Source organism: Mesorhizobium sp. WSM4844 (assembly GCF_055811775.1).
Genome location: NZ_JBVVQB010000030.1, coordinates 18,740 through 43,776, shown reverse-complemented (window position 1 = coordinate 43,776; position 25,037 = coordinate 18,740). Strand labels below are relative to the sequence as shown.

At 63.4% G+C, this 25,037-nt stretch carries 23 protein-coding genes and 3 pseudogenes; 16 read left to right on the top strand and 10 right to left on the bottom strand.

Annotation, left to right across the window (positions count from 1 at the left end):
• Window positions 1-40: 40 nt before the first annotated feature.
• Complete coding sequence (locus AC0L2A_RS22080) at window positions 41-1,057, top strand: zinc-binding alcohol dehydrogenase family protein (protein WP_473610637.1); 1,017 nt, start codon at window positions 41-43, stop codon at window positions 1,055-1,057.
• A 7-nt stretch (window positions 1,058-1,064) separates the two neighbouring features.
• Here AC0L2A_RS22080 and phnF read toward each other — a convergent pair whose 3' ends face one another.
• Window positions 1,065-1,814, bottom strand: a complete 750-nt coding sequence (gene phnF, locus AC0L2A_RS22075; RefSeq protein ID WP_473610636.1) for a phosphonate metabolism transcriptional regulator PhnF — start codon at window positions 1,812-1,814, stop codon at window positions 1,065-1,067.
• A 123-nt stretch (window positions 1,815-1,937) separates the two neighbouring features.
• On the opposite strand from phnF, the gene phnG reads away from it, so the two are divergent.
• The 11 genes from phnG to phnE (AC0L2A_RS22020) all read left to right on the top strand — a co-directional run bounded on the left by phnG (window position 1,938) and on the right by phnE (AC0L2A_RS22020) (window position 11,882).
• A complete protein-coding gene (gene phnG, locus AC0L2A_RS22070; RefSeq protein ID WP_473610634.1) occupies window positions 1,938-2,402 on the top strand; it encodes a phosphonate C-P lyase system protein PhnG in 465 nt (154 codons plus the stop codon).
• Window positions 2,402-3,013: a phosphonate C-P lyase system protein PhnH gene (gene phnH / locus AC0L2A_RS22065; RefSeq protein ID WP_473610633.1), complete on the top strand. Its 612-nt coding sequence runs from the start codon at window positions 2,402-2,404 to the stop codon at window positions 3,011-3,013. The genes phnG and phnH overlap by 1 nt, the downstream gene beginning before the upstream one ends.
• A 1-nt stretch (window position 3,014) precedes the next feature.
• A complete protein-coding gene (locus AC0L2A_RS22060; protein WP_473517719.1) occupies window positions 3,015-4,127 on the top strand; it encodes a carbon-phosphorus lyase complex subunit in 1,113 nt (370 codons plus the stop codon).
• Window positions 4,124-5,035, top strand: coding sequence for an alpha-D-ribose 1-methylphosphonate 5-phosphate C-P-lyase PhnJ (locus tag AC0L2A_RS22055; protein WP_473610632.1), 912 nt, complete (start codon window positions 4,124-4,126; stop codon window positions 5,033-5,035). The genes AC0L2A_RS22060 and AC0L2A_RS22055 overlap by 4 nt, the downstream gene beginning before the upstream one ends.
• Window positions 5,032-5,808, top strand: a complete 777-nt coding sequence (gene phnK / locus AC0L2A_RS22050) for a phosphonate C-P lyase system protein PhnK (protein ID WP_023797357.1) — start codon at window positions 5,032-5,034, stop codon at window positions 5,806-5,808. Before AC0L2A_RS22055 ends, phnK begins: the two co-directional genes overlap by 4 nt.
• A gap of 2 nt (window positions 5,809-5,810) precedes the next feature.
• Entirely contained in the window at window positions 5,811-6,518 is a 708-nt protein-coding gene (phnL, locus tag AC0L2A_RS22045; RefSeq protein ID WP_473610630.1) for a phosphonate C-P lyase system protein PhnL, read from the top strand.
• Complete coding sequence (locus AC0L2A_RS22040; protein WP_128169633.1) at window positions 6,515-7,132, top strand: DapH/DapD/GlmU-related protein; 618 nt, start codon at window positions 6,515-6,517, stop codon at window positions 7,130-7,132. The genes phnL and AC0L2A_RS22040 overlap by 4 nt, the downstream gene beginning before the upstream one ends.
• Before the next feature lie 219 nt (window positions 7,133-7,351).
• The gene (phnC, locus tag AC0L2A_RS22035; RefSeq protein WP_473610629.1) at window positions 7,352-8,209 is read left to right on the top strand and encodes a phosphonate ABC transporter ATP-binding protein; all 858 of its coding nucleotides are present in this window, start codon (window positions 7,352-7,354) and stop codon (window positions 8,207-8,209) included.
• A gap of 160 nt (window positions 8,210-8,369) precedes the next feature.
• Window positions 8,370-9,278 (top strand): phosphonate ABC transporter substrate-binding protein, encoded by a 909-nt coding sequence (gene phnD / locus AC0L2A_RS22030; RefSeq protein ID WP_473610627.1) that lies wholly within the window; start codon window positions 8,370-8,372, stop codon window positions 9,276-9,278.
• A 74-nt stretch (window positions 9,279-9,352) separates the two neighbouring features.
• Window positions 9,353-10,327 (top strand): phosphonate ABC transporter, permease protein PhnE, encoded by a 975-nt coding sequence (phnE, locus tag AC0L2A_RS22025; RefSeq protein WP_473610626.1) that lies wholly within the window; start codon window positions 9,353-9,355, stop codon window positions 10,325-10,327.
• Between the two features lie 4 nt (window positions 10,328-10,331).
• A complete protein-coding gene (gene phnE / locus AC0L2A_RS22020; RefSeq protein WP_473610625.1) occupies window positions 10,332-11,882 on the top strand; it encodes a phosphonate ABC transporter, permease protein PhnE in 1,551 nt (516 codons plus the stop codon).
• On the opposite strand, the gene AC0L2A_RS22015 is transcribed toward phnE (AC0L2A_RS22020), so the two are convergent.
• The 7 genes and pseudogenes from AC0L2A_RS22015 to AC0L2A_RS21985 form a co-directional block, all read right to left on the bottom strand.
• Entirely contained in the window at window positions 11,870-12,751 is an 882-nt protein-coding gene (locus tag AC0L2A_RS22015; RefSeq protein ID WP_473510850.1) for a sugar phosphate isomerase/epimerase family protein, read from the bottom strand. The genes phnE (AC0L2A_RS22020) and AC0L2A_RS22015 overlap by 13 nt on opposite strands.
• Window positions 12,752-12,962: 211 nt before the next feature.
• Complete coding sequence (locus AC0L2A_RS22010) at window positions 12,963-14,150, bottom strand: Gfo/Idh/MocA family protein (RefSeq protein WP_473510852.1); 1,188 nt, start codon at window positions 14,148-14,150, stop codon at window positions 12,963-12,965.
• A 196-nt stretch (window positions 14,151-14,346) separates the two neighbouring features.
• Window positions 14,347-14,633: pseudogene (locus AC0L2A_RS22005) on the bottom strand (cupredoxin domain-containing protein).
• Window positions 14,630-15,151: pseudogene (locus AC0L2A_RS22000) on the bottom strand (DUF4142 domain-containing protein). The pseudogenes AC0L2A_RS22005 and AC0L2A_RS22000 overlap by 4 nt, the downstream one beginning before the upstream one ends.
• Window positions 15,152-15,249: 98 nt before the next feature.
• Window positions 15,250-15,875, bottom strand: a pseudogene (locus tag AC0L2A_RS21995) (RNA polymerase sigma factor).
• A gap of 132 nt (window positions 15,876-16,007) precedes the next feature.
• Window positions 16,008-17,096 carry an HPP family protein gene (locus tag AC0L2A_RS21990; RefSeq protein WP_473610623.1) on the bottom strand — a complete coding sequence of 363 codons (1,089 nt, stop codon included), beginning with the start codon at window positions 17,094-17,096 and terminating at the stop codon, window positions 16,008-16,010.
• 264 nt (window positions 17,097-17,360) lie between these two features.
• Window positions 17,361-18,527 (bottom strand): cystathionine beta-lyase, encoded by a 1,167-nt coding sequence (locus AC0L2A_RS21985; RefSeq protein ID WP_473610622.1) that lies wholly within the window; start codon window positions 18,525-18,527, stop codon window positions 17,361-17,363.
• A 428-nt stretch (window positions 18,528-18,955) separates the two neighbouring features.
• Here AC0L2A_RS21985 and AC0L2A_RS21980 point away from each other — a divergent pair, with 428 nt between their 5' ends.
• The 4 genes from AC0L2A_RS21980 to AC0L2A_RS21965 all read left to right on the top strand — a co-directional run bounded on the left by AC0L2A_RS21980 (window position 18,956) and on the right by AC0L2A_RS21965 (window position 23,222).
• Window positions 18,956-19,984 (top strand): amino acid ABC transporter substrate-binding protein, encoded by a 1,029-nt coding sequence (locus tag AC0L2A_RS21980; RefSeq protein ID WP_128169208.1) that lies wholly within the window; start codon window positions 18,956-18,958, stop codon window positions 19,982-19,984.
• 63 nt (window positions 19,985-20,047) lie between these two features.
• Window positions 20,048-21,235, top strand: a complete 1,188-nt coding sequence (locus tag AC0L2A_RS21975; protein ID WP_091590650.1) for an amino acid ABC transporter permease — start codon at window positions 20,048-20,050, stop codon at window positions 21,233-21,235.
• A 4-nt stretch (window positions 21,236-21,239) separates the two neighbouring features.
• Window positions 21,240-22,397, top strand: a complete 1,158-nt coding sequence (locus tag AC0L2A_RS21970; RefSeq protein WP_027155356.1) for an amino acid ABC transporter permease — start codon at window positions 21,240-21,242, stop codon at window positions 22,395-22,397.
• A gap of 21 nt (window positions 22,398-22,418) precedes the next feature.
• Complete coding sequence (locus AC0L2A_RS21965) at window positions 22,419-23,222, top strand: amino acid ABC transporter ATP-binding protein (protein ID WP_023800620.1); 804 nt, start codon at window positions 22,419-22,421, stop codon at window positions 23,220-23,222.
• Between the two features lie 222 nt (window positions 23,223-23,444).
• Here the strand turns inward: AC0L2A_RS21965 and AC0L2A_RS21960 are convergent, their stop codons facing one another.
• Together AC0L2A_RS21960 and AC0L2A_RS21955 are read right to left on the bottom strand one after the other, a co-directional pair.
• Window positions 23,445-24,680 (bottom strand): FAD-dependent monooxygenase, encoded by a 1,236-nt coding sequence (locus AC0L2A_RS21960; protein ID WP_473610621.1) that lies wholly within the window; start codon window positions 24,678-24,680, stop codon window positions 23,445-23,447.
• Window positions 24,681-24,695: 15 nt separating this feature from the next.
• Entirely contained in the window at window positions 24,696-24,941 is a 246-nt protein-coding gene (locus AC0L2A_RS21955) for a zinc-finger domain-containing protein (RefSeq protein WP_091590655.1), read from the bottom strand.
• Window positions 24,942-25,037 lie beyond the last annotated feature (96 nt).

The following is a 25,037-nucleotide window of genomic DNA, read 5'->3' as shown; positions in this document are numbered from 1 at the left end:
CGATCGGGCCGGCGGCGCCATGAACCGACTGGATCAAAGCATGAAAGCCGTCATCTGCCGTTCGCCCGGCGATCTTGTTGTGGAAGACCGCCTGGCGCCGGGCACACCACCGCCGGGCTGGGCGTTGGTCGCGGTCAGTCATGTCGGCATCTGCGGCACCGACTATCACATTTTCGAGGGCAAGCATCCGTTCCTCGCCTATCCCCGCATCATGGGTCACGAGGTCTCCGGCACCGTGATCGAGGCCGGCGAAGGCGTCGATCTGGCCGTCGGTGAGCCGGTGATCATCAATCCCTATCTCGCTTGCGGCAAATGCAGCGCCTGCCGCCTAGGCAAGCCGAATTGCTGCGTCAGGATCGAGGTGCTCGGCGTCCACCGCGACGGCGCCATGTGCGAACGGATCCTGGTGCCGGCGCAAAATCTTTATCCGACCAACGGCCTGTCGCTGGCCGATGCCGCCGCCGTCGAATTCCTGGCGATCGGGGCGCATGCCGTGCGGCGCTCGCTGGCTGATCCCGGCGCGCGCACGCTGGTCATCGGTGCCGGGCCGATCGGCCTCGGCACAGCGCTGTTTGCCCACATCGCCGGTCTCGACGTGACGCTGCTCGACATGAGTGCCGAGAGGCTGGGTTTTGCTGCAAGCGAACTCGGCTTCGCCACCCTCGACGCATCTCGGCAGTCTGCGACCGATCTGGTGCGCGAGGCGACCAACGGCGAAGGTTTTGACGTGATTTTCGATGCCACCGGCAACACCCAGTCCGTCCAGTCAGCCTTCGCCCATGTCGCGCATGGCGGGACGCTGGTCCTGGTCAGCGTCGTCAAGGACGACATCGTCTTTTCCGATCCCGAATTCCACAAACGCGAGATGACGCTGATCGGCAGCCGCAACGCGCTGCGCGCCGACTTCGACCATGTCGCTGCCTCGATTCGCGATGGTGCTGTGCCGCTGGCAAAGCTCGTCACCCATCGCACGACGCTTGGCGACACGCCGCGCGACCTCGCCCGCTGGGCGCATGAGAAATCCGGCCTGATCAAGGCCGTCATCCAGGTCGGATGAACCGGACCTAAAGCGCCGATATCTTGAGCTCGACCCGCTCGGCCGGAAACCGCGTTTCGGCGAACTGGATCGGCTGGCCGTCCGGCGTGACGTTGACGGCGACCGTGACCAGCACGATGGCGCCGGGCTGCAGATTAAGATCGGCAAGGTCGGCGGCGTCCGCATGGCGGGCCGACAGCACCGTCGATTGCCTGAGATAGTCACCGATGCCGAAACGCTGGAATGAGGCGGTCACCGATCCGGTTTCGGCCATTGCGGCATCGATGCCGGCGAAGCGAGCCGCGTCGAACCAGCCGGTGGCACGCGAGACCGGTTGCCCATCGGCTTCACCGCGCGTTTCGAGGCGTATGACAGTCGAACCCCTGGCAAGCCCCAGCCCTTCGGCGACGCGCCGGCTGGCCGGCTCGACCGCCGATTCGAGCAGCACGCTGCGACGCTCCGACGCCTGCCCTTGCAAGCCCTCCGAAAAACGGGTGCGGGCGCCGATCGGATAGGACAGGCGCTTGCGCGACAGCACAAAAGTGCCGCGCCCCTGTTCGGCCCTGAGCACGCCATCCTGCACCAGTGCGGCGATGGCGCTGCGCACCGTATGGCGGTTGACGCCATAGCGCTCGGCCAGTGCAACTTCCGGTGGCAACGCAGCATTCTCGGCAAAGTCGCCAACGGCAATCGAATGCAGGATCTGGTCGGCGATCTGCCGCCACAGCGCGACGCCGCTGCGCCGCTCCAAGCTGCTGGCCATCTGCTGACCGATCATCTCTTTGCCCCGATCTTTTTCGCGCTGTCATCCATCCGTCATGGACACGCTTTAGAAAATAGATATAATTTGTATAATTGTCTACATCAATAGACAAATTTTCAGCGCAAGGAAATGTTAACCATGCGAGGGCAGGAAGCGCGTGATCAGCAGCTTGAGCGCAAGGCCGTCATGGCGACGCTGGCGCAATCGACCGGCGACGATATCGTCCGCCTCTGGAACAAAGCCGGCCTGCCTTCGGAAGCAGAACTCCTGCGCGGCCCCGAAACCGGCCTGGTCACCGTGCGTGGCCGCATCGGCGGCGGCGGCGCGCCGTTCAACGTCGGCGAGGCGACAGTCACCCGAGCGACGGTGCGGCTTGCCTCGGGAGAAGTCGGCCACTGCTACGCGCTGGGCCGTGACAAGCAGAAAGCAAAACTGGCGGCGATCGCCGACGCGCTCTGGCAGGATCCCACCCGCCGCAACGAGGTCGAGAGCAAACTCATTGCGCCGCTGCAGGCCGCACTGGCCAGCCGACGTGAGCGGCGGCGCGCCGAGACGGCGGCAACGAAGGTCGATTTCTTCACCATGGTACGCGGAGAAGACTGATGGATATCGCAACCCAGGCGATCAAGGGCGGCTTTGCCGATCCGGTGTTCGACGCCCAGACGGTGTTCCGCGCCGTGATGGACGCAATGGCGCGGCCGGGCACCCTGCAGCCTCTGCCGGTCTTTGCCCGCCCGCCGGCGCCGCTGTCGGCCACCGCGGGCGCCATCGCGCTGGCGCTGTGCGACAACGACACGCCGCTCTGGCTCGACCTCGTCTTGCAGGCCCCGGCAGCGATAAAGTCCTGGCTTGGCTTCCACACCGGCGCGCCACTGGCCCACACGCCAGCCGATGCGCATTTCGCGCTGATCGCCACGCCGGCCGAGATGATGGCGCTCGACGGCTTTTCACAAGGCACCCAGGACTATCCCGACCGCTCGACGACGCTGATCCTGCAGATCAGCGATCTTGTCTCAGGCGCCCCTTTGTTGCTCGAAGGTCCCGGCATCGAAAAGACTGCAACCATCGCGCCGGCGCAGATGCCGCGCCACTTCGTCGAACAATGGAAGCAGAACAATCAGCGTTTCCCCCGTGGTGTCGACATTATCCTCGCCACCCCGGAAGGCGTTACCTGCCTGCCGCGCACGACGCGCATCAAGACGATGGAGGCGTGATATGTATGTCGCGGTAAAAGGCGGTGAAGCGGCCATTGCCAACGCCCACGCCCTGCTCGCCGACCGCCGCCGCGGCGACCGTTCCGTGCCGGCGCTTCGCCTCGACCAGATCGTCGAGCAGCTGGCGCTCGGCGTCGACCGGGTGATGAGCGAAGGTTCGCTCTACGATCGCGAATTGGCGGCGCTGGCCATCGTTCAGGCGCGCGGCGACATGATCGAGGCGATCTTCCTGGTTCGCGCCTATCGCACCACGCTGCCACGCTTCGGCTACACCAGGGCGATCGACACCGGGGCCATGCTGGTCGAGCGGCGCGTGTCGGCGACCTACAAGGATCTGCCCGGCGGCCAGCTGCTCGGCCCGACCTTCGACTACACGCATAGGTTGCTCGATCCCGAGCTTGCGGCCGGCGGCGATGTCGCCGAGCCGCTGCAGCGCGCCAGCGACGCGGACGCCATGCCGCGCGTCTCCGCCATCCTCGCCCGCGAAGGCCTGATCGAGCCTGATGGCGACATGCCGCAGGACCATGTCCCCGGTGACATCACCCGCGAGCCGCTGGAATTCCCGATGGCGCGCGACATCCGCCTGCAGGCGCTGTCACGCGGCGACGAGGGCTTTTTGCTGGCGCTCGGCTATTCCACCCAGCGCGGCTATGCCCGCAACCATCCGTTCGTCGGCGAGGTTCGCATCGGCGAGGTCGAGCTGGAACTCGACGTGCCGGAGCTGCCATTCGCCGTACCGCTGGGTACTGCGCGTGTCACCGAGTGCCAGATGGTCAACCAGTTCAAGGGCTCGGCCAAGGCGCCGCCGCAATTCACCCGCGGCTACGGTCTCGTCTTCGGTCAGAGCGAGCGCAAGGCGATGGCTATGGCGCTCTGCGACCGGGCGCTTCGTGCAACCGAATTCGGCGAAGATGTCGTCGCCGCTGCCCAGGACGAGGAATTCGTCATCTCGCACTCCGACAATGTCCAGGCGACCGGCTTCGTCGAGCACCTCAAGCTGCCGCACTATGTCGACTTCCAGGCCGAGCTCGACCTGGTGCGCCGCATGCGCGCCGAGCACGACGGCCGCGAAAACGGCGGCAAGATGGAAGAAAAAAGGGAGGCCGCGGAATGACCGCACAACCGACCGATATCGCAACCTACAACTTCGCCTATCTCGACGAGCAGACCAAGCGGATGATCCGCCGCGCGATCCTCAAGGGTATCGCCATTCCCGGCTACCAAGTGCCGTTCGCCTCACGCGAAATGCCGATGCCCTATGGCTGGGGCACCGGCGGCGTCCAGGTTACCGCTTCGATCATCGGCCCGGACGATGTGCTGAAGGTCATCGATCAGGGCGCCGACGATACCACCAATGCGGTCTCGATCCGCGCCTTCTTCAAGAAGGTCGCAAATGTCGCCGTCACCACCGAGACGGCGAAGGCGACCATCATCCAGACCCGCCACCGCATCCCCGAGCACCCGCTGACCGCAGGCCAGGTGCTGGTCTATCAGGTGCCGATTCCCGAGCCGCTGCGCTTCCTCGAGCCGCGCGAGACGGAAACGCGCAAAATGCATGCGCTGGAGGAATACGGCCTCATGCATGTAAAACTTTACGAAGACATCACCAGGCATGGCCGCATCGCCACCACCTACGCCTATCCGGTCAAGGTCGAGGGCCGCTACGTGATGGACCCGTCGCCGACGCCGAAGTTCGACAACCCGAAAATGCACCGTTCGCCGGCTCTGCAACTGTTTGGTGCCGGCCGCGAAAAGCGCATCTATGCGCTGCCGCCTTTCACCGACGTAGTCAGCCTCGACTTCGAGGACCATCCGTTCGAGGTGCAGACCTTCGACCAGCCCTGCGCACTGTGCGCGGCCGAAAACGTCTATCTCGACGAGGTCATCCTCGACGACCATGGCGGCCACATGTTCGTCTGCTCCGATACCGACCATTGCGAGAAGCGGCGCGAGCAAGGCCATCGCGGCCACCTTGCGCCTGAAACCCCTCCTGCCCTGGAAAAAACGGAGCCGGCGCAATGAGCGACGAGCCGCTGCTGCGCGTCTCCGCGCTGTCCAAGTTCTACGGTTCGCGCATTGGTTGTGAGAACGTCAGCTTCGACCTGTGGCCGGGCGAGGTGCTGGCAGTGGTCGGCGAATCCGGATCCGGCAAGACGACGCTGCTCAACTGCCTGTCGACCAGATTGCTGCCGAGCTCCGGCACCGCCAGCTACCGCATGCGCGACGGCCAGTTCCGCGAGCTTTACCGCATGAGCGAGGCCGAGCGCCGCTTCCTGATGCGCACCGACTGGGGTTTTGTCCATCAGAACCCCGCCGACGGGCTGCGCATGACGGTTTCGGCCGGCGCCAATGTCGGCGAGCGGCTGATGGCGGTCGGCGATCGCCACTATGGCAAAATCCGCGCTACCGCCGTCGACTGGCTGTCGCGCGTCGAGATCGACGAGGACCGTATCGACGACGAGCCGCGCGCCTTTTCCGGCGGCATGCGCCAGCGCCTGCAGATCGCCCGCAACCTCGTCACCGGGCCGCGGCTGGTGTTCATGGACGAGCCGACCGGCGGCCTCGACGTTTCGGTGCAGGCGCGCCTGCTCGACCTGTTGCGCGGCCTGGTCACCGATCTCGGCCTGGCGGCGATCGTCGTCACCCACGACCTTGCGGTGGCGCGTCTGCTGTCGCAACGTATGATGGTGATGAAGGACGGCCGCGTCGTCGAAAGCGGTCTCACCGACCGCGTGCTCGACGATCCGCGCGCGCCCTACACCCAGCTTCTCGTTTCTTCGATATTGCAGGTGTGATCATGGCAACCCCGCTCGTCGTCTCCGATGTTGCCAAGAGCTTCACCATGCATCTGCGTGACGGCATCAAACTGCCGGTCGTCGCCGGCGTGTCGTTCTCGATCAGGAGCGGCGAATGTGCCGTGCTCGGCGGCCCCTCCGGCGCCGGCAAGAGCTCGATCCTGAAGATGCTCTACGGCAACTATGCCGTCGATGCGGGCCAGATCATCGTCCAGCACGAGGACGGGCTCATCGATCTGGCGACGGCCAGCCCACGCACCGTGCTTGCCGTGCGCCGGCTGACGATCGGCTATGTCAGCCAGTTCCTGCGCACAGTGCCGCGCGTCTCGGCGCTGGATGTCGTCGCCGAACCGCTGGTCGAGCGCGGCGAGGACCGCGAGGTCGCGCGCGGCAAGGCACGCGCCTTGCTGGCGCAACTCAACCTGCCGGAAAAGCTCTGGGCACTGCCGCCGGCGACCTTTTCCGGCGGCGAGCAGCAGCGCGTCAACATCGCGCGCGGCTTCATCACCGAGCACCCGATCCTGCTGCTCGACGAGCCGACCGCTTCGCTCGACGCCAGCAACCGCGACGTGGTGATTGCGCTGATCGCGGCCAAGAAGGCGGCCGGCGTCGCCCTGCTTGGCATCTTCCACGACCACGACGTGCGCGAGGCAGTGGCCGACCGCGTCATCGACGTGACCGCTTTTGCCGCCGGGAAAATCGCCGCATGACCAGAAAACTGTCGGAAACGCCGCTTGTCCACGAGACAGCGGAAGTCGACAACTCGACGCTCGGCCGCTGGACCGAGATCGCCGAACGCTGCCGGCTTTCGGAAAGTACGCTCGGCGACTATTCCTACATGATGCAGGACTGCAGCGCCTGGTGCGCGACGATCGGCAAATTCGCCAACATCGCCGCCAGCGTGCGCATCAACGCCACCAACCATCCGACCTGGCGGCCGACGCTGCACCATTTCACCTATCGCGCCTCGGACTATTGGGACGATGCCGAGCACGAGAGCGAATTCTTTGCCCAGCGCCGCGCCAAACGGGTCACCATCGGCCACGACACCTGGCTTGGCCACGGCTCGACCATCCTGCCCGGCGTCAGCGTCGGCGACGGCGCGGCTGTCGGTGCCGGCGCCGTGGTGTCGAAGGACGTGGCGCCCTACACCATTGTCGGCGGCGTGCCGGCCAAACCGATCCGCGAACGCTTCGACCGCCGCACGGCGGAACGCTATCAGGCACTTGCCTGGTGGGATTGGGACCACGCCCGCCTGCGCGCCGCGCTCGACGATTTTCGCCAGTTATCGGCGGAGGCGTTTTTGGAGAAGCATGGCGGTTAGTGAATGGTGAATGGTCAATAGTGAATGGCGGCAGAGAAGCCGTCCTTGTCACCATTCACCATTCACCATTCACCACTTGATCGAACTGCCGCCGCCGGCTCGCCCCCTTCAGCCTGTGGACGGTAACAAAACTGACATCAATCCGACACCGCGGTTTCACGCGGCTGCGCTAGCCAAGGTTAACAGACCTTCGAAACGCGACTGGACTGGAACTTGCCTATGTCAGCAACCTCAGCCACGCTCGAAATCCGCGGCGTCACCCGACGGTTTGGCAGGAACACCGCCGTCAGCAATGTCGACATCTCGATCCCTCAAGGCCAGATGGTCGGCATCATCGGCCGCTCGGGTGCAGGCAAGTCGACGCTTTTGCGCATGATCAACCGCCTCATCGATCCCAGCCAGGGCTCGATTTTCTTTGACGGCGCCGAAGTCTCCAGCCTGCGCGGCTCGCTGCTCAGGCGCTGGCAGCGCGACTGCGCCATGATCTTTCAGCAATTCAACCTGGTGCCGCGCCTCGACGTGCTGACCAATGTGCTGCTCGGCCGGCTCAATCACCGCTCGACAATTGTCAATCTGCTCGGTGTCTTCTCCCGCGAGGAACGGGCCGAGGCGATCGCGGCGCTCGAACGCCTCGACATCGCCCGCACGGCGCTGCAGCCGGCCGGCACCTTGTCCGGCGGCCAGCAGCAGCGCGTGGCGATTGCCCGCGCCATGATGCAGCAGCCGAAAGTCATCCTCGCCGACGAACCGATCGCCTCGCTCGACCCGCTCAATGCCAAGGTGGTGATGGATTCGCTGCAGGACATCAATCTGCGCGAGGGCCTCACCGTGGTCACCAATCTGCACACGCTGGATACGGCGCGCAACTATTGCAACCGCATCATCGGCATGGCCGCCGGCAAGGTGGTGTTCGACGGTCCGCCCGAAGAGCTCAACCGCGAGGCCGTGCGCATGGTCTATGGCGCCGACAGCAATGGCGGCGAAATCTCCGAGGCGATCACCTCGACCAGCGTCGCCATCAAGCAAAAGATCGCCGCATCCGCCGGACCGCTCGAGCCGGCATTTCCCGGCTACTAGGTCGACGATCCGGCAAGTGGATACCGGTATACGAGTATACGAAAGCAGACGACGAAAGAGCGCCTGGACCGCCAGTCCGCATCAAGGCCGGGCATAAAAAAGCGCCGTCAAAATTCGAACGCTGCCGGCGCGATGCCGGAACCAACAGGAGAGACGCGAAATGTTTAGAAAAATACTCTTCGGTGCCGTTTCCATCCTCACCATGGCGGTGGGCGCGGTTCAGGCACAGGATCTGAAGGAATTCCGCGTCGGCATTTTGGGCGGCGAGAACGAAGCCGACCGCCTGCGCAACTACCAGTGCTTTGCCGACCACATCAAGCAAGTCCTCGGCGTCGAAAAAGTTTCGCTGTTCCCGGCCGCCGACTACGACGGCGTCATCCAGGGCCTGCTCGGCGGCACGCTCGACTTTGCCGAGCTCGGCGCTTCGGCCTATGCCAAGGTCTATCTCGAAAACAAGGACGCGGTTCAACCGATCCTGACGACGATCCAGACCGACGGCTCGACCGGCTACCGTGCGGTCATGGTCGCGCGTGCTGATTCGGGCATCAAGACGCTCGCCGACATGAAGGGTAAGAAACTCGGTTTCGCCGATCCCGATTCGACTTCTGGTTACCTGATCCCGGTCACGTCACTGCCCAAGGACATCGGCATGGATGTGAAGAGCTACTTCGCGTCGACCGGTTTCGGTGGCGGCCATGAACAGCTCGTCCTTGAAGTCCTGAAGGGCACCTTCGATGCCGGCACCACCTGGGCCTCCGGCGTCGGCGACTTCAACGACGGCTACAGCTCGGGCAATCTGCGCAAGATGGTCGACAAGGGCGTCCTGAAGATGGATGACCTCGTCGAACTGTGGCAGTCGCCGCTGATCCCGAACGGCCCGCTGGTATTGCGTACGTCGATCGACGCCGGCGCCAAGCAGAAGATCACCGATTTCCTGACCAAGCTTCCGGAAACCGATCCGGCCTGTTTCTCGGCGATACAAGGCGGCGATTACAAGGGCTATTCACCGGTCACCCCAGAATTCTACCAGCCGATCATCGACGCCCGTAAGGCGAAGATCGGCTCGTAAGGCAAACTGCCACAACGCCGCCGGGGCCACGTGCCGCCGGCGGCGTTGCCGCATCAGGGGCCGGGGATCTATCGATGAGTGCGACCGAAATTTACCGCGCGCCCGCGCTTTCACCGGAGGGAGCCACCGTCGAGCGGCACTGGCGCGATCTTGCCGCCCGCCGGCGCCTTTACACGATCGGCGGCCTGGTTTTCCTGTTTCTTGCACTCTCCGGCTCGCTCTGGTTCGCCAACGAAACCAACGCCGGAAAGTTCTTCGACCGCCTTCCCCACGTCGCCGACTTTTTCGCCGAGCTGAAGCCGCGCGACTGGTTCGACCCGGTGCGCGCACTGTTCGACCTGCCGTCCCCCTATGACGACGGCAGCCTCAAGTTCGACTACCCGGAAGGCCGGGTCTACCTGACCCAAGGCATTTACATTCCGGAGTATTTCCACCGGATGGCCGAGACGCTGAACATCGCCCTGTTTTCGACGCTGGTGGGCGCCACATTCGGTTTCCTGCTCTGCTTCCTCGCTGCAGGCAATATCACGGCCAGCCGCTGGCTCCGTTTCGCTACCCGCCGCTTCCTTGAAATTGTCCGCGCCTTTCCGGAAATTGTCATTGCCGGCTTTTTTCTGGCGATTTTCTCGCTAGGGCCGATTCCTGCGATCATTGCGGTCAGCATCCATACCGTCGGCGCGCTCGGAAAAATGTTCTTCGAAGTCGTCGAAAATGCCGACATGAAGCCTGAGGAAGGCTTGCGCGCCGTGGGCGCCAATTGGGTCGAGCGGGTGTGGTTTGGCATCGTGCCCCAGGTCCTGCCCAACTTCATCAGCTATTTCCTGCTCCGCTTCGAGATCAATGTGCGCGCTTCGACCATACTTGGCGCCGTCGGCGCCGGCGGCATCGGCGAATCCCTGCGTCTTTCGATCGGCCGGGGCCATGAGGCCAAGACCATCGCCATCGTCTTCCTGCTGTTCTGCACGATTGTCGCCGTCGACCAGCTTTCGGCATGGCTAAGACATCGTCTTGTCGGCCGGCAGGCGTTCGCCTACGGGCGCGGAGAGTAAAGCAATGAATGCCGATGCCATCAACGACGTCGCCGCTCGCCACCCGGACGCTTTCCGGCGCTCGCCGTGGAAGCGCTACGCCACCCCGATCGGCATCCTTCTTTGCATTCTCTACACCTTCTACTGCGCGTGGTTCTTCTCGGTCGCCGGAGTTCTCGAAAAGGCGAACTGGAACCTTGCCGGCGCTTATCTCGCCGACTGGGTCTCTTACGAAATCCGGCCCGACATCGAATTCAAGGACAATCATCTGACAATCGACTACTCCCGCTTCTCCAAGCTGGGATCCAACCCAGATCCCGACTGGGTGGCCAAGCAGATGGCCATCATCGAGCGGCAGGTCGAGGCAGTGCCGGCACCGGCGGTCGCGACCAACAAGTCGTCGCAGGATTCGTTCATGGCGCCTGGTGCGCCAACTGCCGAGAAGCCGGCCGCCCCCTCGGGCCAATCCGCTCCTGCGGTGCCTGAAACGGTGCGCGAAAACGCCGTCGTGGCGGCGACCGTCACCCTTGGCAATGGCCAGATCGCCGTCACGCCAAACCTGGTCACCGTGACGCGCGGCGCCGAAACCGTCGTTTTTGACATCGCCAAGGGCAGTTCTGTGACACCGCGCACACCGCTGCCCGGCTGGATCGAGCAACGCAGGCCAGGCTCGACAGCCTATGTCTCGTTCGGATTTCTCGGCCGCGCTGAGGTGCAGAACGACGAGGTGGTCGCCTGGCGACGTTTCTTCGGCTGGGCCAATTTCGTGTTCGACACGAACTCGCCATTCTGGGGAAAGCCGTTCAGCGAGGTCGCTTCACTGATCGTCGCCGGGGCTCGCATCGACCCGGCGCGGTCAAACGCGGCGCTCGCCTGGGACAACATTTTGAACAACGCCGAGTGGCAGCACGGCGACGTCTGGCTGAAACTCTTGCAGACCATCGTCATGGCTTTTGTCGGCACCGTGCTGGCCTCGATCGTCGCCTTTCCGCTCGCCTTCCTGGCTGCGCGCAACGTCACGCCGAGCCGCATAGCCAACCAGGTGACAAAGCGCTTCTTCGATTTCCTGCGCTCGGTCGACATGCTGATCTGGGCGCTGTTTTTTACGCGCGGCTTTGGTCCTGGGCCGCTGGCCGGCATGTCGGCTATCTTCTTCACCGACACCGGAACCCTGGGCAAACTTTATTCCGAGGCGCTGGAAAACATCGACGACAAGCAGCGCGAGGGCATCCGCTCGGTTGGCGCCACCCCGGCAATGGTGCAGCGCTACGGCGTGCTGCCCCAGGTTCTGCCGGTATTCCTCAGCCAATCCCTCTATTTCTGGGAATCGAACACCCGGTCAGCGACGATCATCGGCGCTGTCGGCGCCGGCGGCATCGGCCTGAAATTGTGGGAGGCCATGCGCACCAACACCAACTGGGCCAATGTTTTCTACATGGTTCTGCTGATCCTGCTTGTCGTTTTTGTCTTCGACAGCATCTCCAGCTATCTCCGCCGCAAGCTGATGGGGACTGTCGCAAACAGCAATGATGAGCGGCGCGTTTCCGCCCGGCCGCCGGCAGTTCAGATCGCCTGAGAGGAAGGCTGCGTCCAGGCACCAGCCTTTTTCCAGCCGCTCTTGATGTGCTTGTAGCCGTCGCGGTAGACGGCTTCCGGGCTTTCCGAAAAATCGCGCCACACCTTGGTGGCCGCCGCCAAATCTTTCAGCGAGCGGCCGAAGGCCTCGATCGTCAGCCAGTCGTCATAGCCGCTCTTGCGGATGGCCGAAAACGTCTCTTGCCACGGAATATGGCCGCGCCCCGGCACGCCGCGATCATTCTCCGAAATATGGATATGGACGACATTTTTGCGGTTGCGCGAATAGGCGCCGATCGCGTCCGTCTCTTCGATATTGGCATGGAAAGTGTCGTACATCGCCTTGATGTGCGGCCGATCGATCGTGTCGACATGCTCCGACAGATCGTCCATCGTGTTGAGCAGATAGCATTCGAAGCGGTTGAGCGCCTCCAGCCCGATGGTGACGTTTTTGTTGCCAGCATGATCGCCGATGGCGCGTTGCGAGGCGACGGAGCGCTTTTTCTCCGCCGCCGTCGGTCCGCTGCCGGAGAAGGCGCCGAGCGTCGAATGCAGCGGGCCGCTCAGCGTCTTGGCGCCAAGCGCTTGTGTGCAGTCGATCGCCCATTTCATATAGTCGATGCCGGCCTTGCGCGTTGAGGCATCGGCCGAGATCAAATTCATCGCCGGATCGCCCATCGCCGAAACGGCGGTGCGCTCCAGCCCGATGCGGTCGAGCAGCGCACCGAGCTTCTTGTAGTCGTCCGGCGTGCCGGCAAAGATCGGTATCTCGACGCCGTCGAAGCCGGTCGCCTTGATATCCCTGAGCAGCGGCTCGTGTTTCTTCGACACGGCCGTCGTCCACAAAAACATGCACATGCCGATTTTCATCGACGCCCCCTCCCTTTTTGACGGCCGGCTGGCTCCTCCGCCGACTTCGCCATAAGCCCCCTCATCCGGCCGCTTCGCGGCCACCTTCTCCCCCGCTGGGGAGAAGAGGCAGACGGCAGCGCCGGCGTCTCCTCTCCCCTCGGGGAGAGGTCGGATTGCCCCGAATTACCCTTGCAATTCGGTTGGCAATCCGGGTGAGGGGGCGCAGCGATCAAAGCTTCGTCCAGGCTGCGTTCTTCTTCGACGATTTCACGCAGGCCTCGATGAATGCCATGCCTTCGACACCGTCCTGGATGGTCGGGTAGATGACATCCTTAGCCGGCTTGCCACTCTTCCGGCGCGCCGCGCGGATGGCGCGGGCCGCCTCCTGGTAGATGTTGGCGAAGCCTTCGAGATAGCCTTCCGGATGGCCTGACGGAACGCGGCTGACGCGCCCGGCGACGGGCAGCGCGCCGGCGCCATTTCGAGTGATCAACTGCTTCGGCTGGCCGAACGGCGTGTACCAGAGGTAGTTCGGGTCGGCCTGCACCCATTCAAGCCCGCCTTTCGAGCCGTAGATGCGCAGCTTCAGCCCGTTCTCGTGGCCGGGCGCCACCTGGCTCGCCCACAACATGCCCTTGGCAGGGTGCGACTTGCCGACCGGCTTGAAGCGCAGCATCACATTGACATTGTCGTCGAGTTGCCGCCCCGGCACGAAGGCGTCGAGATCGGCGGAAAGCGCATCAAGCTCAAGCCCGCAGACGAAGCGTGCCAGATTGTAGGCATGCGTGCCGATGTCGCCCAGCGCGCCGCCGGCGCCGGCCTGTTTGGGATCCGAGCGCCACGCTGCCTGCTTCTGGCCGGTGGCGGCAAGGTCCTCGGTCAGCCAGTCCTGCGGATATTCCGACTGCACGATGCGAATGTCGCCGAGCTGCCCTTTGGCCACCATCTCGCGCGCCTGCCGCACCATCGGATAGGCGGTGTAGTTGTGGGTGAGGACAAAGACCTTGCCCGTCTTTTCGACCAGTGCCGCCAGCTTCTTCGCTTCCGCCAACGTCGTCGCCAGCGGCTTGTCGCAAATGACGTGGATGCCGGCTTCGAGAAACGCCTTCGCCGCCGGCACATGCACATTGTTGGGCGTGACGATGGCCACCGCCTCGATTCCGTCCGGCCGCTTGGCCTCGGCCTTGGCCATCTCGGCGAACGAGCCGTAGCTGCGCGCCGGATCGAGCCCAAGCTCCTCGGCCGACGCCTTGGCGCGCGCCGGGTCGGATGACAGGGCACCGGCGACCAGCACGAACTCATTGTCCATGCGCGCCGCAATCCGGTGCACCGCGCCGATGAAGGCGCCTTGCCCGCCGCCGACCATGCCGTAGCGGATCGGGCCGCCTCCCGTTTCCGACTTCGATGCGCCGACCATGATTTTTCTCCCTCGTTGTTTCTTACCCTCCCCCTTGCGGGGAGGGTCGACGCGTAGCGTCGGGGTGGGGTCGCCGGGCGTGGAGCTCGGCATGAACCGCCCCCCCCCCGGCCGGGGGGGCCCCCCCCCCCCCCCGGCGGCCCCCCCCCCCCCCCCCCGCCCGCGCGCGCGCGCAGGGCGGTCTCCGCTGGCATGGCTAGGGCGACGTCACCGTCAGACGGCCTTTCATGTTGGGGTGGAAGCGGCAGAAATAGTCGAACGCGGGATCATCACCTCCCAGCCGCCTTTGACGGTCGCCGTGTGGGCGAACACGTCCTTGTTGGCCCACTCGAATGTGTCGCCGACCTTCGCCTCGATGCTTGCCGGCGAAAACACCAGCTTCTCGATCGTCACCTCAATCGTTTCGGCCTTGGCGGGTTCGGCAGCAATAGTTAGCGCCATTGCAATCCACAGATGTTTCGCCACCGTTGGTGCTGTTCTCATTTCAGCATGCCGGCGACATGTTCGGCATGCTGTTCATGGCCCTGGAATAGCTTCAGGCCAGTCTCCAGCAGTCTCTTCAGTTCGGCATTCTCGACCGAGGGGATCAGCAGGGTTTCGAGCGCGTCGTTGACCTGCTTGTGATAGGCGACCTCGTTGTCGAAATAGGCCTTGTCGAACGCGGCGCCGTCGAGCTTGGCGAGCTTCGCCCGTTCCTCGTCCGCCGCCTTGGTCAGCGCCTTGCTGGTGGCGTTGTCCTCTGGGGTCACGTTGACTTCTTGACCAGGTCAAGCGCTTGTTTGCTTGCGGCTTCATGCTCGCACCATGTCTTTGGCGAAATCGAGAATCTCCTTGTTCTTCGATTTCTTCAGCGCTTGCGCGGCCGCCTCAACGTCAAGCACGCCGGCTGTGTAGGCGATGTGGGCGATCTGCGGGTCGCTCGGCTTGTCGGAGGCTTGCGCCAACGTCGCTGCGCTGAGCAGGAAAAGCGCTGCCAGTGCGGTGGTCGATCGAATAAACATGACGTTCTCCTTCGCCGGACGCGGTTGGCTCCGGGCATTTTCAGTTGACGATGTTTGGATGCCGGAAGGGGGCAAACGTTCCCGGGAATTCGGGAAAATCAGCTGGTAAAGCCAAGCCGCTGCATCACCGCGGCGGTCAGCCGTTCACACCGGCGGCCGGCGAAGGGGAAGGCATCGAGCAGCACCGGGCCGATCTGGCGCGGGCTCGGTGCAGCCGGGTCTTGACGGTTTCGGGCCGCACATCGAGTAATTCGGCGGTCTCGTCTATGCTGAGACCCTCGATCACCCGCGCCACGAATACTGTCCGGTAGACATCGGGAAGTCGATCGGTCGCCCGTTCGACAAGCTCGAGGATCTGCCGTTGCGCCATCATCCGCTCCGGATCGTCGCTGGGATTGAGGGGGAACTCGATGATTTCGGCTTGTAGATTTTGCGGCATCGCTACCGTTCGCCGCCTTTTGCGCAAACGCCCAAGCGCCTCGTTGATGACGATGCGTGACAGCCATGTGGCGAGAGAGGATTCGCCGCGAAAATCCCCGAGCTGGGCAAAGGCCCTGACATAGGCCTCTTGCACGATGTCTTCAGCCTCGCTGTCGTTGCGGACGACGCTGCGGGCGATACGATAGAGTCGCTGGTTGTGCATTTTGATAATCGTGTGGAAGGCTCCGCCCTCGCGCGCCAGCGCACGGCCGACAAGCTGCATCTCGCCAGATGCGGCGGGCATGACGGTCGCAGATATGGCCGGTTTCCTCATCGCGAGCCAATCTCATGACCGGAAGCAAATCCTCCGATCGAAACATTGGACGGGCTAACCGCGAAAAGGTTCCCGAACATTTTTCCCGGCGGCCGGCACCGCTTACGCTGCCGCTTCCGCCAACGCCTTGTCGCCAGTTTGCGCGCGTGCCGTTGCGGCCAGCAGATCGGTCTGCGTGATGAGGCCGAGGATGTGCTGGTTGTCGTCTACGATGACGACGGCGTGGCTGCGGCCGTCGGTAAGCACCGGCAGGAGGCCCATGGCCGGCGCACTCGCCGAGGCAGTCGCCACGGCCTTTGTCACGCTTTTCACCGCTTGCGCCGCCCGCGCCAGTTCGCGCAGTCCGACGGCGCCGATAAGCTTGGCCTCCGCGTCGACGACCGGCAGCATCCGGATATTGTGATCGAGCAGCAGATGACGCGCCTCGTCGGCATCAGCATGCTCGTCCACGGCAATCACGTCGCGCGACATGATATCCTCGCACAGCAAGGTCCGGTGCGTGCGCACCATCGCCTGTAACTCCACCTGCCGCAGTAGCCGTTCGAGATCGTTGCGGTCGATGTCGAACGTCTCCTCCAAAGCGCCGAGCGCAGCATCGATGTCCTCGGGCCGGAAGCCGATACGCTCCTGCGCCAGTGGATCGATGGTGCCGTGGCTGTTCTTTGACGCAGCGGTGGTACCATGCGGGTAGATCCGTCGCGTCAGCTTGTGAAAACCGTATCCGAGCGCCACCAGCACGATCGAGTTCAATGCCACCGGCACGAACGGAAACAGGAAGCCGGCGTCGATGACGGCCGGGCCGCCGAACACCGCCGTCAGAGCCGCCGCGCCGCCTGGTGGATGTAGGCAGCGTGTGAACGACATCGCGGCGATGGCCAACGATACCGCAATGCCCACCACAAGGACGGGCTCATGTATGAAACGCGCCACAATCACGCCGACGAGCGCCGATATGGTGTTGCCGCCGATGATCGACCAGGGTTGCGCCAACGGGCTCGCCGGCACTGCGAACAAAAGCACGGCCGAGGCACCCATCGGCGCCACGAGCAGCGGCACATGCGGGCCGCTGCCGAGCACGAGGCCACTGATCGCGCCGGTCAGCGCAATGCCGATCGTCGCACCGAAACAGGCGATCATGCGCTCGCGCAGTGTCGCGCCGGCCAGTATGGGAGAAAAAAGACGAAAGGCCATGGGTGCTCTGGGGTTTATCCCACTCTGGGGTTGATCCCCGAGGAGTGTTGAACTTTGAAACGCCTTGCAATGACGCCAGACTGCTGAATTCGAAAGCCAAACCAATCCGAGAAATAGCGGATTTGGGAAATATTGTTGCGCTACGCGGGTAGATCAGGCGAGGTCCGGCCGCCAGCCGGAGCAGCTACACAGCGTGATCCGGCTAGTCTTTTCAAGAGGTTGAGCGCGTTTTCTGAATCGGTTTTGGAAGCTCGCTACCGTAGCTCAACCCGCCGCCGCAGTGAGGCCGCGCGCCAGATCGGCCTTCAAATCCTCGACATCCTCGAGCCCGATCTGCAGGCGGATGAGCGGGCCGTCATAAGGCCCCTTGGCGACGACGCGGTCGCCGAGGAAGACCGGCACCGCAAGGCTCTCATAGCCGCCCCAGGAATAGCCGAGGCCGAATATCCTGAGCGCGTCGAGGAAGGCATGCTGCTGTTTCTGGCCGCCGCCCTTGAGCACGATCGAAAAAATGCCGCTCGAGCCGCAGAAGTCGCGCTTCCAGAGATCGTGGTCGGGATGGCTGGCAAGCGCTGGATGCAGCACCCGCGCCACGCCCGGCTGGCCCTCCAGCCAGCCGGCGATCGCCAGGGCGCTGCGCTGATGGTGGTCAAGGCGCACACCCATGGTGCGCAGGCCGCGCAGCACCTGATAGACATCGTCCGGCCCGGCGCAGCAGCCCATCGTGTAAAATGTCTCGCAAAGCTGTTTCCAGCAGGCCTTGTTGGCCGACGCCGTGCCGAGCAGCACGTCGGAATGGCCAGCCGGATATTTCGTCGCCGCATGGATCGAGATGTCGACGCCATAGTCGAGCGGGCGGAAGTAGAGCGGCGTCGCCCAGGTGTTGTCCATCATCACGATCGCACCTGCGGCGTGTGCCGCGCTGGAAATGGCCGGTATGTCCTGCACCTCGAAAGTGTTGGAGGCCGGCGATTCGGTGAACACGACCTTGGTGTTGGATTTGATCAACGCCGCTATACCGGCGCCGACATGCGGATCGTAATATTCGACCTCGACGCCTAGCCGTTTCAGCATCGTGTCGGCGAAATTGCGGGTTGGGTGATAGACGGAATCGACAATCAGGACATGGTCGCCCGCCGACAGGAAGGCGAGCAGCGGCACTGTCACCGCCACCAGGCCGGAGGGCACCACAATCGTGCCGGCCGAGCCTTCCAGCCCGTCGATGGCGCTGGCAAGGGCGTCGGTGGTCGGCGTGCCGCGCGTGCCGTAGGTGTATTTCTGGCTGCGTGCCGCCATCGTCGCCGCGTTGGGAAAGAGCACGGTCGAGGCATGTACGACCGGCGGGTTGATGAAGCCGAAATAGTCGTGCGGATTGTTGCCCGAGTGGGCAAGCCGCGTGTTGATGCCCATTTCACTGCCGTCTTTTGCCATTGCGCTTCGCCTCTGATGAAGCGCTAGCCATAGTGCGGCGGCATTGGCCGCGCAACCGTTCGCCATCCGCCAGCCGGCGGACTGGTTGTGCCAATCGCTCCGATGGCTTTCCGGCCCGGCGCTGCCTCCCTGAAGAAGGATTTCAGAAGCCAGCTCCGATTCGCGTTGGCCGGACCTGCAGTTGCTGGCTAATTTTCGGGCGCGTTTGTCTGCAATTCAGGCATTTGCGGCAAATGGTTTGAAACTCTTTGGGTTTCGGTCATTTTCCTTGACCTCACTGTGATAATCGCCTTCGATGCAGTCCGTGAATGGGAGGCAGCGCGTCGGTTGCGATGCGGGTTCCGGTAATGGGCCGGAACGGGAAGCTGCGTTCACACGAAAAAAAAAGTCAGGTTCGCCTGAAAAAAACAGAAAAGGGTCTGTGGGTTATGAAACACATTGCAATCGGCATTCTGGGCGCCGCCGCGCTTGGATTGGTGGCTTCGGCCGCGTCGGCGGCCACGCTCGACGACGTCAAGGCCAAGGGCTTCATCCAATGCGGCGTGTCGACCGGTCTGGCCGGCTTCTCGGCGCCGGACGACAAGGGCGACTGGCAAGGCATCGATGCGGACTTCTGCCGCGCTGTCGCGGCCGCCGTGTTCGGCGATGGCACCAAGGTCAAGTTCACGCCGCTCAGTGCCAAGGAACGCTTCACCGCACTGCAGTCAGGCGAGATCGACGTTCTGTCGCGCAACACCACCTGGACCATCAACCGCGATACGGCGCTTGGTCTGAACTTCGTCGGTGTCACCTATTATGACGGACAGGGCTTCATGATCAACGCCAAGAAGCTGCCGGGGGTGAATTCCGCGCTGCAGCTTTCGGGCGCGGCGGTCTGCGTGCAGAGCGGCACCACGACCGAACTCAACCTCGCCGACTACTTCAAGACGAACAAGATGGAGTACAGCCCCGTCGTCTTCGAACAGCTGTCAGAGGTCGACGCGGCCTATGACGCCGGCCGTTGCGATGTCTACACCACCGACCAATCAGGTCTCTACGGCATCCGGCTGACGCTGGGCGCGCCCGCCGACCACGTCGTGCTGCCTGAGATCATCTCCAAGGAACCGCTCGGACCGGCCGTGCGCCAGGGCGACGATCAGTGGTACCACATCGTCAAGTGGACCTATTTTGCGCTGCTGCAGGCAGAGGAACTCGGCATCACCAAGGCCAATGTCGAGGAAATGAAGGCCTCGGAAAATCCCGAGATCAAGCGCGTGCTCGGCCAGGAGGCCGATACCAAGATCGGCACCGATCTCGGCGTCTCCAACGACTGGGTCGTCAACATCGTCAAGGCCGTCGGCAATTACGGCGAAATGTTCGAACGCAATGTCGGGTCGGGCAGCCCGCTGAAGATCGCGCGCGGCATCAACGCGCTGTGGACCAAGGGCGGTCTGCAATACTCTCCGCCGATCCGCTGATCGAAATGTGATCCGGGAGGCAGATCGTCTGCCTCCCGGTTTCTCTTTCCAGGGGATGGTCGAATGGCATCGCAGGAAATTCTTCGCGAGGAGCCAAGCCGCGGCTCCTTCATCAATGATCCAAAGGTCCGCGGCATAGTCTTCCAGGCGGTGGTCGTCATCGTGCTGGTTGCGTTGGTCTGGTGGATCGTCCAAAACACCATCGACAATCTGACGCGCCTGCGCATTGCGTCAGGCTTCGGCTTCCTCAGGGGCCGCGCCGGCTTCGACATCAGTGACAGCGCCATCGCCTATTCGTCGGATTCGACCTATGGCCGCGCCATTGTGGTCGGCTTCGTCAACACGCTCATCGTTGCCGCCGCCGGCATCGTCACCGCCACCATCATCGGCTTTATCCTTGGCGTCGGCCGGCTTTCGCACAACTGGCTGATCCGCAAGATCTGCATGGTCTATGTCGAGGTCTTTCGCAACATCCCGCCGCTGCTGGTCATCTTCTTCTGGTATTCTGGCGTGCTTTCGGTGCTGCCGCCGCCGCGTGAAAGCATCAATTTGCCGTTCAGCTCCTTTCTCAACCAACGCGGCTTTTATTTTCCACGCGCTGTGTGGGGCGAAGGCTCCTGGCTGATCCTGGTTGCTTTGCTTCTCGGCATCGCCATGGCGTGGTTCGTCGCCCGCAAGGCGCGTCAGCGGCAGATGGCGACCGGCCAGCAATTCCCTGTGTTCTGGACATCGGCGGCTTTGATCATCGGCTTGCCGTTGCTGGCCTACGCGCTCAGCGGCTTCCCGCTGAGCTTCGATTATCCAAAGCAATCGACCTTCAACCTGACTGGCGGCTTTCAGGTCAAACCGGAGTTCCTGTCGCTCTACCTGGCGCTGTCCTTCTATACGGCGGCCTTCATCGCCGAAATCGTGCGGGCCGGCATCATGGGCGTCAATAAGGGTCAGACCGAGGCAGCTGGTGCGCTCGGGCTGCGGCCGGGATCGATCCTGCGGCTTGTCGTCATTCCGCAAGCCATGCGGATCGTCATTCCGCCGCTGACCAGCCAATATCTGAACCTGACCAAAAACTCGTCCCTGGCCATCGCCATCGGCTACCCGGATCTGACGGCGACGACCGGCACGGTGCTGAACCAGACCGGTCAGGCTATCGAGTGCGTGCTGATCATGATGGTGGTCTATCTCGCACTCAGCCTGTTGACGTCGGCGGTCATGAACGTGGTCAACGCCAGAATGGCGCTGGTGGAGAGGTAGCGACATGCAGGAGCACGATCTTTCCTTCGTCCGCGTCGAAATGGCGCTGGCACAGTCGGCGCCTGCAAGCGAGCGCGGCCTGGGCGCCTGGATACGTAAGAACCTGATTGCGTCGACCGGTGACACGATCCTGACCATCATCGGCATCGTGCTGGTCGCGATGATCCTGCCGCAACTGATCAGTTGGGCCTTCATCAACGCTCAATGGACCGGCGCGGACCGTACCTTTTGCGCAACGGCGGCACAGGGCGGCGTCCAGCCGGACGGCTGGTCCGGCGCCTGTTGGGCCTTCGTCAACGCCAAGTTCGGCCAGTTCATGTTCGGCCGCTATCCGATCGATGAGCGCTGGCGGCCGATCCTGGTCGCCATCCTGTTCGTGGCGCTTCTGGTGCCGCTGCTCATCCCGAAGGTGCCGCGCAAGGGGCTGAACGCCATCTTGTTCTTCGGGGCGCTGCCGATCTTTGCCTTCATCCTGCTGGTTGGTGGCGTGTTCGGCCTGCCGCATGTCGAAACCCCGCTGTGGGGAGGGCTGCTGGTGACGCTCACCCTGTCCTTCGTCGGTATTGCCGTGTCGCTGCCGCTCGGCATCGTGCTGGCGCTCGGCCGGCGCTCGAAGATGCCGATCGTCAAGATGCTGTGCGTCATCTTTATCGAGACGGTGCGCGGCATCCCGCTGATCACCGTGCTGTTCATGGCCAGCGTCATGCTGCCGCTGTTCCTGCCGGCCGGCGTCAGCTTCGACAAGTTCCTGCGTGCGCTGATCGGTGTTTCGCTGTTTGCCGCTGCCTATATGGCCGAAGTGGTGCGGGGCGGCCTGCAGGCGATCCCCAAGGGCCAGTATGAGGGTGCGGATTCGCTCGGCCTCGGTTACTGGCAGAAAATGGGCCTGATCGTGCTGCCGCAGGCGCTGAAGCTGGTCATTCCCGGCATCGTCAATACCTTCATTGGCATGTTCAAGGACACCAGCCTGGTTTCGATCATCTCGATGTTCGACCTGCTCGGCGTCGTCAAACAGAATTTTAACGACCCCAACTGGGCAACGCCGCAAACGGCCAGGTCCGGCCTGGTGTTTGCTGCCTTTGTCTTCTGGCTGTTCTGTTTCGGCATGTCGCGCTATTCGATGTTCACGGAACGCCGGCTCGACACCGGCCACAAGCGCTAAGAACAAAAAAGGGAACCTTCCATGACAATAGAAAATGCAGTCAGTGCGGAAGAGATCAAGGTCAATGCCGCCAAGATGCAGGTTTCCACCACCGATGTCGCCATCGACATCATCGCCATGCACAAATGGTACGGCGAATTCCATGTGCTGAAGGACATCAACCTGAAGGTGATGCGCGGCGAGCGCATCGTCATTTGCGGCCCTTCGGGCTCGGGCAAATCGACGATGATCCGCTGCATCAACCGGCTGGAAGAGCACCAGAAGGGCAAGATCATCGTCGACGGCAAGGAATTGACCAACGATCTCAAGAAGATCGACGAGGTGCGCCGCGAGGTCGGCATGGTGTTCCAGCATTTCAACCTGTTCCCGCATTTGACCATCCTGGAAAACTGCACGCTGGCGCCGATCTGGGTGCGCAAGACGCCGAAGAAGCAGGCCGAGGAAATCGCCATGCACTTCCTCACGCGCGTCAAGATTCCGGAACAGGCCAACAAATATCCCGGCCAGCTTTCCGGCGGCCAGCAGCAGCGCGTCGCCATCGCCCGCTCGTTGTGCATGAATCCGCGCATCATGCTGTTCGACGAGCCGACCTCGGCGCTCGATCCCGAAATGATCAAGGAAGTGCTGGAGACGATGGTTGGCCTCGCCGAAGAGGGTATGACCATGCTCTGCGTCACCCACGAGATGGGCTTTGCACGCAAGGTCGCCAACCGGGTGATCTTCATGGACCAGGGCCAGATCGTCGAGCAGAACACGCCAGCCGAGTTCTTCGACAATCCGCGCCACGAGCGCACAAAACTGTTCCTGTCGCAAATCCTGCACTGAGCGCTGTCGCTGCGCAGCTGCGCAGACCGTAAGTCTTTGATGTTAGAGGGACAGCACCCCCCTCTGGCCTGCCGGCCATCTCCCCCGCAAGGGGGGAGATCAGCAGCTTCGGCGCTCCGCTCACTGCTGCAACGTTGGAGATTGGCGAAGGCCGCAGTGACGGCCAATCTCCCCCCTTGCGGGGGAGATGTCCGGTAGGACAGAGGGGGGTGGGAAGGATCGCTACGTCGACGAGCTAAACTGTAGAGTGTCCGGCCGCCAGCCATAGAGCCAGTCGAGATCGGCCGCGAGCTTTTCCGGCGAGCGCCACTTCAGGAACAGGTTGCGCGCGACGGCCACCGGCCCCGCTGCATGCCAGGCGAGCCGGTTGACCGCCCCGCGGCGGGAGACCTTGGCGATACGCGGGCGGCGCATCTTCTCCCAGGCGGCAAGCGCGCCCCACGGATCGGCGGGCGCGGCAGCGACAAAGCCGGCAAGGGTTGCGGCATCCTCGATCGCCATCGCCGCCCCCTGCGCCGCGAACGGCGTCATTGCATGCGCCGCATCACCGATCAGCGCGATGCCGGCGGGCGTCGTCCATGGCTGTGCCTGGTCGACCGTATGGATCGGCCACGCGGTCCACGGGCCGGCATCCTCGGCAAGCCGGCCCAGCGCTGCCGCCGTGCCACGCATGGCGCTGAGGAGGATATTGGGGTCGGCGTGGCCCGACCAGCGCTCGGCGATGATCTCGCCCCTGGTGAAGGCAGCCAGGTTGAACGCCGTGCCGTTGCTGACCGGATAGGCGACGAGGTGGAAGCCGGGATGCAGGAAGGTGGTCACGCAATTGGCGGCGCCGACCGCCGCAAGGGCTTCTCCTGCGACACTGTCTGCACTGATCGTAGCGCGCCAGGCAAGCTCGCCCGAAAACCGGCTTTTGGCCGCAAACCCGCCAAAAGCCCGGATCGCCGACCAGACGCCGTCGGCGCCGATCAGCAGAAAGCCGCCGGCTTCGACTGTCTTGCCGGCAATCTCGACTGTTGCCGTGGCATGGCGCGGTCCTGTGGCGATGCCGCCGACGCGCGCGCCGGTGACGAGACTGATGTCCGGCCGTTCGGCAAGGCGCGCCATCAGTGCATCTTGCAGGTCAGCCCGATGAGCGACGAGATAAGGCGCCTGCCAGCGCCTTTCGGCCGCTTCGCCAAGCGGTACCCGCGCCAGCTCACGCAGCGTGGCGGCGTCCTTGAGCACGACGGCCTCCGGCCGCACCGCCGCCGGCAACAGCCGGTCGAGCACGCCGAGCTGGCGAAGGATGCGCGTCGCGTTGGGTGAGAGCTGGATGCCGGCGCCGGCCGCTTCGAGGCGCGGCGCCTGTTCGAACAGCCGCACCAGATAGCCGCGCTCGGAAAACGCCAGTGCCGCGGTCAGTCCGGCGACGCCGGCTCCGGCGATAACGACCTGCCGGGACCGGGTGTCGTCCATCGGATGGTGTGCGCGTCAGGCGGCCTGGTGGATATAGAGGCATCCGGCAGGCTGCGTTTCCGTCGCCTTCAGCTTTGGCGAATAGCGATAAAGCGTCGAGCAATAGGGGCAGACCTTTTCATTGTCGTCGCCCATGTCGAGAAACACATGCGGATGGTCGAAAGGCGGGTTGGCGCCGGTGCACATGAATTCCTTGACGCCGATGTCGATCGCCGCATAACCCGCATCGTTCTGGAAATGGGGAATGGAACCGCCTGCCATCGTCGTCTCCTATATTTGCCGCATGACCCCGGATCATGTGCAAAATCAAAATTCCACCGCGTCCCTTTGCGCGTCCAAAGGACGCGCCGCGCTGTA

What these genes read in the sequence shown, in the direction of transcription:
- phnL (WP_473610630.1), top strand. Translation starts at nt 5,811, where the DNA reads ATGGCAACCCCGCTCGTCGTCTCCGATGTTGCCAAGAGCTTCACCATG.
- AC0L2A_RS22060 (WP_473517719.1), top strand. Translation starts at nt 3,015, where the DNA reads ATGTATGTCGCGGTAAAAGGCGGTGAAGCGGCCATTGCCAACGCCCAC.
- AC0L2A_RS22055 (WP_473610632.1), top strand. Translation starts at nt 4,124, where the DNA reads ATGACCGCACAACCGACCGATATCGCAACCTACAACTTCGCCTATCTC.
- phnG (WP_473610634.1), top strand. Translation starts at nt 1,938, where the DNA reads ATGCGAGGGCAGGAAGCGCGTGATCAGCAGCTTGAGCGCAAGGCCGTC.
- AC0L2A_RS21970 (WP_027155356.1), top strand. Translation starts at nt 21,240, where the DNA reads ATGCAGGAGCACGATCTTTCCTTCGTCCGCGTCGAAATGGCGCTGGCA.
- AC0L2A_RS21955 (WP_091590655.1), bottom strand. Translation starts at nt 24,941, where the DNA reads ATGGCAGGCGGTTCCATTCCCCATTTCCAGAACGATGCGGGTTATGCG.
- phnH (WP_473610633.1), top strand. Translation starts at nt 2,402, where the DNA reads ATGGATATCGCAACCCAGGCGATCAAGGGCGGCTTTGCCGATCCGGTG.
- AC0L2A_RS21990 (WP_473610623.1), bottom strand. Translation starts at nt 17,096, where the DNA reads ATGGCCTTTCGTCTTTTTTCTCCCATACTGGCCGGCGCGACACTGCGC.
- AC0L2A_RS22010 (WP_473510852.1), bottom strand. Translation starts at nt 14,150, where the DNA reads ATGGTCGGCGCATCGAAGTCGGAAACGGGAGGCGGCCCGATCCGCTAC.
- AC0L2A_RS21960 (WP_473610621.1), bottom strand. Translation starts at nt 24,680, where the DNA reads ATGGACGACACCCGGTCCCGGCAGGTCGTTATCGCCGGAGCCGGCGTC.
- AC0L2A_RS21985 (WP_473610622.1), bottom strand. Translation starts at nt 18,527, where the DNA reads ATGGCAAAAGACGGCAGTGAAATGGGCATCAACACGCGGCTTGCCCAC.
- phnE (WP_473610626.1), top strand. Translation starts at nt 9,353, where the DNA reads ATGAGTGCGACCGAAATTTACCGCGCGCCCGCGCTTTCACCGGAGGGA.
- AC0L2A_RS21975 (WP_091590650.1), top strand. Translation starts at nt 20,048, where the DNA reads ATGGCATCGCAGGAAATTCTTCGCGAGGAGCCAAGCCGCGGCTCCTTC.
- phnE (WP_473610625.1), top strand. Translation starts at nt 10,332, where the DNA reads ATGAATGCCGATGCCATCAACGACGTCGCCGCTCGCCACCCGGACGCT.
- phnF (WP_473610636.1), bottom strand. Translation starts at nt 1,814, where the DNA reads ATGATCGGTCAGCAGATGGCCAGCAGCTTGGAGCGGCGCAGCGGCGTC.
- phnC (WP_473610629.1), top strand. Translation starts at nt 7,352, where the DNA reads ATGTCAGCAACCTCAGCCACGCTCGAAATCCGCGGCGTCACCCGACGG.
- phnK (WP_023797357.1), top strand. Translation starts at nt 5,032, where the DNA reads ATGAGCGACGAGCCGCTGCTGCGCGTCTCCGCGCTGTCCAAGTTCTAC.
- AC0L2A_RS21980 (WP_128169208.1), top strand. Translation starts at nt 18,956, where the DNA reads ATGAAACACATTGCAATCGGCATTCTGGGCGCCGCCGCGCTTGGATTG.
- AC0L2A_RS22015 (WP_473510850.1), bottom strand. Translation starts at nt 12,751, where the DNA reads ATGAAAATCGGCATGTGCATGTTTTTGTGGACGACGGCCGTGTCGAAG.
- AC0L2A_RS22040 (WP_128169633.1), top strand. Translation starts at nt 6,515, where the DNA reads ATGACCAGAAAACTGTCGGAAACGCCGCTTGTCCACGAGACAGCGGAA.
- phnD (WP_473610627.1), top strand. Translation starts at nt 8,370, where the DNA reads ATGTTTAGAAAAATACTCTTCGGTGCCGTTTCCATCCTCACCATGGCG.
- AC0L2A_RS22080 (WP_473610637.1), top strand. Translation starts at nt 41, where the DNA reads ATGAAAGCCGTCATCTGCCGTTCGCCCGGCGATCTTGTTGTGGAAGAC.
- AC0L2A_RS21965 (WP_023800620.1), top strand. Translation starts at nt 22,419, where the DNA reads ATGACAATAGAAAATGCAGTCAGTGCGGAAGAGATCAAGGTCAATGCC.